This is a genomic window from Chlorobium ferrooxidans DSM 13031 (assembly GCF_000168715.1).
GTDB classification, from domain to species: Bacteria; Bacteroidota; Chlorobiia; order Chlorobiales; family Chlorobiaceae; genus Chlorobium; species Chlorobium ferrooxidans.
In genome coordinates this window covers 45,515-52,769 of the sequence record NZ_AASE01000018.1, presented here as the reverse complement: position 1 = coordinate 52,769, position 7,255 = coordinate 45,515, and the positions used below count along the sequence as shown (strand labels likewise).

Below are 7,255 nucleotides of genomic sequence, written 5' to 3'. Positions count from 1 at the left end.
GGTTCGAAAGTGTTTGAAATGACCGATATCGAGGTGCCGAAACAGTGGTCGCAGGTTGCCGCAGATATTCTTGCACAGAAATATTTCCGCAAAACCGGGGTGCCCCAGCGGGACGAAAAGGGCGAAATTATTCTTGATGCCGAAGGTCATCCGGTGACCGGCAGTGAGCACTCCATCAGGGAGGTTGTTCATCGTCTGGCGGGCTGCTGGAAGGAGTGGGGTGAGAAAAACAAATATTTCGATACAGTGGAAGATGGACAGACCTTTTATGATGAGGTTGCGTTCATGATTCTCAAGCAGATGGGTGCTCCCAACTCTCCGCAGTGGTTCAATACCGGCCTTAATTTTGCCTATGGCACGACCGGGCCTGCACAGGGTCACTACCATGTTGATCCTGAAACGCGTGAGGTGAAGGAGTCCGAGGATGCCTACAGTCGTCCGCAGGCTCACGCCTGTTTTATCCAGTCGGTCAGTGACGATCTGGTCAATGAGGGTGGTATTTTCGATCTGGCGATCCGTGAGGCGAGGGTATTCAAGTTCGGCAGCGGCTCGGGTACCAACTACTCCAACCTTCGCTCAGGTGGTGAAAAACTGAGTGGCGGCGGAAGTTCGTCAGGTCTGATGAGTTTTCTGAAGATTTTTGATTCTGCGGCCGGAGCTATAAAATCAGGCGGCACAACCCGCCGGGCAGCCAAGATGGTTATTGTCGATATCGACCATCCGGATGTGGAAAAATTTATCGAATGGAAGGCCAAGGAGGAGGACAAGGTTGCCTCTCTTGTGGCAGGATCAAGAATCTGCTCCCGTTTTCTGCAGGCTATTGTTGAAGAGGCACTTCTGAACGGTTCTGACCGCAAGGAGAATCCGGCACTCAACCGCCTGATTCAGAATGCGCTCAGCAGGGCTGTACCGATGAGCTATATTATACGGGTGCTTGCTCTGGTCGAACAGGGTTTCACCTCGCTCGATTTTGACGAGTATAACTCCAATTATGAGTCGGAAGCCTACCAGACGGTCGGCGGCCAGAACTCCAATAATACCGTCAGGGTGACCAACGAGTTCATGAAGGCGGTGGAGAACGACGATATCTGGCAGCTTCGCCAGCGTACAACCGGTAAGAACGTCCGTGCCGTAAAGGCGCGTGACCTGTGGGAGAAAATTCTGCTCAGTGCATGGAAGTGCGCCGATCCGGGCCTGCAGTTCGATACAACCATCAACGAGTGGCACACCTGCCCGGCAAGCGGCCGTATCAATGCGAGCAACCCCTGCTCGGAGTATATGTTCCTTGACGACACCGCCTGCAATCTTGCAAGTCTCAACCTTATCCATTTCATTGATGAGGAGTCGGGCAGGGTAAAGATCCGTGAGCTGCAGCACGCTTCAGCGCTCTGGACTATCGTGCTTGAAATTTCAGTGCTGATGGCTCACTTCCCCTCAAAGGAGATCGCCCGCCTGAGTTACGAGTACAGAACGCTCGGGCTTGGTTTTGCCAATCTCGGCACCGTACTGATGGTGCTCGGCATCCCTTACGATTCACCCAAAGCGCTGGCCCTTGCCGGTGCAATTGCATCGGTCATGACCGGTCAGGCCTATGCCACATCGGCAGAGATGGCGCATGACCTCGGCGCTTTTGCCGGTCACAGCGCCAATGCAAAGGAGATGCTCCGCGTCATCCGCAACCATCGCCGGGCAGCACACAACCTCTCTGAAGAGGAGTATGAGGGGCTTTCGGTCAGCCCTCGCGGTATTGATTCGGAGTACTGCCCGAAGGAGCTCTTCGAGGCTGCCGGAAAGATCTGGGATGAGGCGCTCCAGAAAGGCAAGAAGTATGGTTTCCGAAATGCGCAGGTGAGCGTGATTGCGCCTACCGGCACCATCGGACTGGTTATGGATTGCGATACAACCGGAATCGAGCCGGAGTTTGCTATTGTCAAATTCAAGAAACTGGCCGGTGGAGGATATTTCAAGATTGTCAACCAGTCCGTGCACAAGGCGCTTGAACGGCTCGGTTACACCCCGTCACAGATTGACGAAATTGAGCACTACTGCAAGGGGCATGGCACGCTTGCCGGTTCGCCCTCCATCAACCGCCAGTGGCTTAAAACCCGCGGCTTCAGCGATGAGAAGATTGAAGTTGTAGAGTCGCAGCTTGAAACGGTTTTTGATATCCGTTTTGCCTTCAACAAATGGATTCTCGGTGAGGAGTTCTGCGCTTCGCTTGGTTTCAGTGATCAGCAGCTTAACGATCCAGATTTTGATCTGCTTCAGGCTCTCGGCGCTACGGTGGAGGATGCCGAGTTGGCCAATGATTATGTTTGCGGCACCATGACCATCGAAGGGGCTCCGCATCTAAAGCTGGAACATCTGCCGGTATTTGACTGCGCCAGCCGGTGCGGCAAGAAAGGGCAGCGCTATATCAAGCATATGGCCCATGTGCGCATGATGTCGTCGGTACAGCCCTTTATTTCGGGCGCGATCTCCAAAACGGTCAACATGCCCTCAACCGCCACTACGGCTGAAATCGGCGAGGTCTACACCTCGGCATGGCAGCATATGATCAAGGCCATTACGGTCTACCGTGACGGTTCGAAGCTCTCCCAGCCGCTCAACAGCTCCAGCTATCAGGATCTTGACGAGGTCATCATGCTTGGCACCGAAGAGAGCCTTGACGAGACCAAGGGTCCCAAAGAGGTTCAGGAGCAGATCGTGGAACGGGTCTATCACCGCTCCGAGCGCCGCTATCTGCCGAAACGCAGAAAGGGGTACATCCGTGAAGCGTACGTCGGCGGCCACAAGGTCTTTCTCAGAACAGGGGAGTACCAGGACGGCTCTCTCGGTGAGGTTTTTATCGACATGTACAAGGAGGGCGCTTCTTTCAAGGGGCTGCTCAACTGCTTTGCCGTGCTTGCCTCCAAGGCGTTGCAGTACGGCATGCCGCTTGAAGAGCTGGTGGACAGCTTCACCTTTACCCGGTTTGAACCGGCAGGTGCGGTTCAGGGTCATAATGCCATCAAGAACTCCACCTCCATTCTTGACTACGTTTTCCGCTCAATCGGCTATGACTATCTCGGCCGGAAGGATTTTGTGCATGTCAAGGCGGTTGATGAGGTGCATGACGGTGATGCCGAGGGCATTAGCGGTTCGAATGGACATGCTCCGGTTGCCGAGCCGGCCCTTGCCGTTCACAGCAGTTCAGAAGGCTCCTCAACCCGCAAAAGCCAGGTCTATCAGGCCAAGGTTCAGGGCTATACCGGTGAGCAGTGTGAAAATTGCGGCTCCATGCGCGTCAAGCAGAACGGGACCTGCAAGGTTTGTGAGGATTGCGGTATGACTACCGGCTGTTCCTGAACCTCACTGTACCTGTTGCGCGGCTCGATTGCTTCGTTGGGCGGTGCTCGAAATCCTCATGTACTCTGTGTACATTCCGGGTTCTGTGCTCCGTCCGCCATGCCCGGCTCACGACGGTACAGTGATGTTCATATTTGATTCGGGGATTTATTTTGAATGCTGGATTTTGAATTTTGCATTAAAAGAGTCAGGATGGCTGAAGAAGCTCTCCTGACTCTTTTTGTTACCACTCATTTTTCGTCTCGTTGAAAATATCCTGATACCGGTTCAACTAATTGCTTCCCACTGACAGGCAGAGGCCCGTTATAAGGCTAAAGGCTTGTTTTGATGGCCTGAAATTGTTTGTTATACTTCAAAAACAGGCCGTTTTGACAAACCAATCCATGCCAAAAGGTTATGGGCAAAGTTGTTCTCACAACCGTGACTCGTTGGATAGAGGGCAATCTGTGGTATTATTGTTTGAGATAAACGAAAAGTGGAAAGGAGGATAAGTGCCGGAACTCAGCAGATTTCTCGGGATAATCATCACTATGCTTTACAGTGATCACAGTCCACCACATTTTCACGCTCAATATGGCGACTACAAAGTCACTGTTGAAATTCTTTCAGGAATAGTTGATGGTCGTTTCCCAAAGCGAGCCCTTCATTCCTTGATGGAATGGTATGAAATTTATAAAGACAATCTTCTTGAAGACTGGAAACTGGCTGAAAGGCACGAGCCTTTAAACAAAATCCCGCCACTGGAGTAAATATCATGTTAGAAGTTACCAAGGCTGAATACATGGGGGAGTACCGCATACAGATTACGTTTAACAACGGGGCATGCGGGGTGGTTGACCTGAAGGACGCGCTGTGGGGCACTATGTTTGAAAAACTGAAAGATTTCAACACATTCAGGAAATTCGAAGTTTCGGATGTTGTCCATACTATCAGATGGGAAAATGATGCAGACCTTGCTCCAGAGTACCTGTATGAAAAAATGGTTGAACAAAGTCCGGTGTAAAATCGGGATGAACAGGCATAAACCACAATGTTTATAAGAATATCAGACTGCAAGGTCATTGAACGCATGAATGAATATGAACGCACTGTACAGAAGACGCTTTGGTTAATCGTGACGTTTTCCGCTATTGCTGTGGTTGCGCTACTATTTCCCTTTGCAGGAGTATTTAAGCCCTGTGGGGAGTCTTTTGCCTGCTGGTTTTCGCGGGCCGGCGCACCGATGACTATTTTTGCACTGATTGCTCAGAACAGGGTCGGCCACCTAAGCGAGCTACTTACTCCGAATAATTTCTCGACGAAATAGTTTAACGAACTTATCCTCAAGTACCAGCGGTACGTGTTCCTTGGTAACTCTGTGTCGCTTGTCCTGATTGTGGCAGGAACAATCATTTGGGCATACGGTGACCTTTTCTGGAATGCACTATGCCCATAATTGCGACAAACTCATCATATCAAAAAACCTGCGAAAAAAGCAACTCAGAACGATTAAGTTAGATCAGCGCTTGAGTGTCCTGTGGAAATTTTCGTGGGAGCCCAAGAGAAGCAGGAGACGGCTTGCGGCATCATACTCGTAGGCGAGCAGGGTTAGCTGGCCGTTACATTTGAATTTATAGACAAACACACCAGCCAGATCACCCTTTTTGGGTTCACCTACACTCGGGTCTTTGATGATTTCAGTAATGGCATCATCAACATCAGCCTTCTGATTCGGGTCCAGCTTCTTGTAGGCACGCCTGAAAAGAGTGCTTTGATAGACCTGAATGTCACTGTTCATCAGGAACGATTCCCTTCCGGGATAAATGGTGTTGAGTTTTCCTTACCTTCTGCCCTCACAATCAGCAGATCCCGAATGAAATCGATTGGCAAATCCGGATTGTCGAGAGCTGCCCGTCCGATCATCGCCCAAAACTCAATCTGTCCGGCAATTGTCCGATGCTCGGCCCTGGCCTGGGCTCTTGCTTGTCCGTACAAGGTATCATCTATTCGTACCGGCATTCCCATAATAGTTTCTCCCAGGATAGTTTTGCTACAAATGTAGCGAAAAGCAATACGGAAAACAAATTCCAGCAATCTCCCGGAATCTGGGGTTGTTGCGTTTGAGAGATCTCTCACCCCGATGGATCGGGATTCGAGATGACCAATGGGACAGTTGAGACGACTCAATTCGAAATTCAGAATTCAGCATCCAAAATCCCTCTTCATCCCGCAGTAATTGCAGGGCGGAAACCGGTGGCGGAGGGTTCGATGGTGGTTTCAACCAGGTTCTGATTGGAGATCAGAAGGGTTCTGGATGGGGAGTGGCGGACCAGTTCGTAGTCGTGGGTACCGACAAGAACAACAATCCCTTTCTGGTTGATCCGTTTCAGGTAGTCGAGAATTTCGAGGGAGGTGTCTGGGTCGAGATTTCCGGTTGGTTCGTCGGCGAGGATGACGAGGGGTTCGCGCACCAGTGCCCGGGCTATGGAGATGCGCTGCTGTTCTCCTCCGGACAGCTTCATGGGCATCTGTTTGGCTGCGTGCTCAAGTCCAACGCTTCCGAGCGCATGCATGACCATATCCTTGATCAGCTTTTCTTTTGTGCCGGTAACCTTGAGCACAAAAGCGAGATTGTCGTATACATTGCGGTCTTCGAGCAGTCGGAACTCCTGAAAAACTATGCCGAGCTTTCTGCGAAGGAGCGGAATCTGCCGTTTTTTTATGGTTCGGGAGCTGAATCCGGCAATGCGGATCTCTCCTTTTTTCGGGCGCACATCCATGTAGAGCGACTTGAGCAGGGTTGTTTTGCCGCTGCCGCTTTTGCCGACGATGTAGACCAGCTCTCCGGCCTCGATGGTAAGATTGAGGTTTTTGAAGAGGGTTTTTTTATCAAGTTCAAGCTCTGCGTCGATAAATGAGATCATGATTCTGTCTGTTTTCTGTTTTGGGCTATCCTGCCGGCGAGCTTCGATGCTTCGAGGAAGCTCCGTTCTGATGCAACTCCTTTGCCTGCAATATCGAAACTGGTGCCATGGTCAGGTGATGTTCGTACAATCGGCAGTCCGAGTGTGACGTTAACACCGGTGTCAAATGCGAGCACCTTGAAGGGGAGCAATCCCTGGTCGTGGTACATGGCAACCACAATATCGTAATCGCGGTACCTTTTTGCACCGAAAAAACCGTCAGAGGGAAAGGGACCTTCAATATTGATTCGATCCGAGACTCTTTCAATGCATGGTTTGATGATTTCGGCCTCTTCGTTTCCCATCACACCGCCGTCGGAAGCGTGCGGGTTGAGCCCAAGCAGGGCTATACGCGGCGCTGCAATCCTGAAATCGGTTTTCAGTGACCGGGCGAGATCCAGAAGAAAACGGTCAAGGTCCATCCTGCCAATCAACTCCGGTACCTCTTTGAGGGGTACATGAATGGTTGCGAGGGCAACTTTGAGATCCAGAACGGGATCAAAGAACATCATACAGGGAGAGTGGACACCGAACATGTTGCCGAGAAACCCTGTGTGACCTGATTCCCTGAACCCGGCCAGAGCGATTGCCTCCTTGTTGATCGGTGCCGTAACCAGTGCGTTGCATACACCGTCACGGCAGAGCTCTGCTGCGACCCGGAGTGACTCCATGGCAACTCTTCCCGCATCAGCAGAGAGGGTTCCCGGTGTGATGGTTTCGGGTTCAGCTACCGAGAGTACGGGCAGAATGCCGGGTTGAAAGGTGCCGGCACTCTGGAGTTCTGATTTATCGTCAACCTTCAGGAGTTTTACCGGCAGATCGAGCTGTTTTCTGTAATACTCCATTGCAGCAAAGGAGCCGCAAACAAGAAAAGAGTGGCCTGATTGCTCCAGTTTCAGAAAGCTTTTCAGAATGATTTCCGGACCGATGCCGTGAGGGTCACCAATCGACCAGACAACGCGCAT

7 protein-coding genes are annotated in these 7,255 nt (G+C 51.3%); 3 read left to right on the top strand and 4 right to left on the bottom strand.

The window, feature by feature from the left end:
* The 3 genes from CFERDRAFT_RS08860 to CFERDRAFT_RS08850 form a co-directional block, all read left to right on the top strand.
* Positions 1–3,348, top strand: a 3,348-nt coding sequence (locus tag CFERDRAFT_RS08860) for a vitamin B12-dependent ribonucleotide reductase (RefSeq protein ID WP_006366885.1), incomplete at its 5' end; no start/stop codon positions are given.
* 491 nt (positions 3,349–3,839) lie between these two features.
* Entirely contained in the window at positions 3,840–4,097 is a 258-nt protein-coding gene (locus CFERDRAFT_RS08855; RefSeq protein ID WP_040433584.1) for a DUF4160 domain-containing protein, read from the top strand.
* A 5-nt stretch (positions 4,098–4,102) separates the two neighbouring features.
* Entirely contained in the window at positions 4,103–4,351 is a 249-nt protein-coding gene (locus CFERDRAFT_RS08850; protein WP_006366886.1) for a DUF2442 domain-containing protein, read from the top strand.
* Between the two features lie 495 nt (positions 4,352–4,846).
* Here the strand turns inward: CFERDRAFT_RS08850 and CFERDRAFT_RS08840 are convergent, their stop codons facing one another.
* The 4 genes from CFERDRAFT_RS08840 to pdxA form a co-directional block, all read right to left on the bottom strand.
* A complete protein-coding gene (locus tag CFERDRAFT_RS08840) occupies positions 4,847–5,125 on the bottom strand; it encodes a type II toxin-antitoxin system RelE/ParE family toxin (protein WP_006366884.1) in 279 nt (92 codons plus the stop codon).
* Positions 5,125–5,352, bottom strand: a complete 228-nt coding sequence (locus tag CFERDRAFT_RS08835) for a ParD-like family protein (protein ID WP_040433591.1) — start codon at positions 5,350–5,352, stop codon at positions 5,125–5,127. The genes CFERDRAFT_RS08840 and CFERDRAFT_RS08835 overlap by 1 nt, the downstream gene beginning before the upstream one ends.
* Positions 5,353–5,549: 197 nt before the next feature.
* Positions 5,550–6,251 (bottom strand): cell division ATP-binding protein FtsE, encoded by a 702-nt coding sequence (locus CFERDRAFT_RS08830; protein WP_006366883.1) that lies wholly within the window; start codon positions 6,249–6,251, stop codon positions 5,550–5,552.
* Positions 6,248–7,255 (bottom strand): 4-hydroxythreonine-4-phosphate dehydrogenase PdxA, encoded by a 1,008-nt coding sequence (gene pdxA, locus CFERDRAFT_RS08825; RefSeq protein WP_006366882.1) that lies wholly within the window; start codon positions 7,253–7,255, stop codon positions 6,248–6,250. Before pdxA ends, CFERDRAFT_RS08830 begins: the two co-directional genes overlap by 4 nt.

Coding starts and splice junctions, on each gene's coding strand:
- CFERDRAFT_RS08850 (WP_006366886.1), top strand. CDS start 4,103: ATGTTAGAAGTTACCAAGGCTGAATACATGGGGGAGTACCGCATACAG.
- CFERDRAFT_RS08840 (WP_006366884.1), bottom strand. CDS start 5,125: ATGAACAGTGACATTCAGGTCTATCAAAGCACTCTTTTCAGGCGTGCC.
- CFERDRAFT_RS08835 (WP_040433591.1), bottom strand. CDS start 5,352: ATGGGAATGCCGGTACGAATAGATGATACCTTGTACGGACAAGCAAGA.
- CFERDRAFT_RS08830 (WP_006366883.1), bottom strand. CDS start 6,251: ATGATCTCATTTATCGACGCAGAGCTTGAACTTGATAAAAAAACCCTC.
- pdxA (WP_006366882.1), bottom strand. CDS start 7,255: ATGCGCGTTGTCTGGTCGATTGGTGACCCTCACGGCATCGGTCCGGAA.